The organism is Shewanella sp. GutDb-MelDb (assembly GCF_002836075.1).
In the GTDB taxonomy this organism is placed as follows: domain Bacteria; phylum Pseudomonadota; class Gammaproteobacteria; order Enterobacterales; family Shewanellaceae; genus Shewanella.
This window is the reverse complement of the sequence record NZ_PJBM01000101.1, coordinates 1-212: the sequence shown is the minus strand read 5'-3', so window position 1 is coordinate 212 and position 212 is coordinate 1. Positions and strand designations below refer to the sequence as shown.

Genomic DNA, 212 nt, shown 5'->3' with positions numbered 1-212 from the left:
TCACGGTCACTAGCTGAGTGCTGAATGCACCAAACTCATCGGTGACGGTGACCAAGAAAGTCTCGTCGTGGGTTTCACCCGAGGCGAGGGCATCAACCAAGGCGTTATTAGCTAAAGTGTAACTCCAGACGCCGGTGCTGGCATTAATGCTAAAGCTGCCGTAGTCATTGACCTGAGGGACAAAATCCCAGCTCCAACTGGCCCCGTTATCC

1 protein-coding gene is annotated in these 212 nt (G+C 53.3%); it reads right to left on the bottom strand.

Going from position 1 to position 212, the window contains the following annotated elements:
- Positions 1 to 212: VCBS domain-containing protein (locus tag CXF82_RS01485; RefSeq protein ID WP_145991643.1), on the bottom strand; the 212-nt coding region annotated here is incomplete at both ends.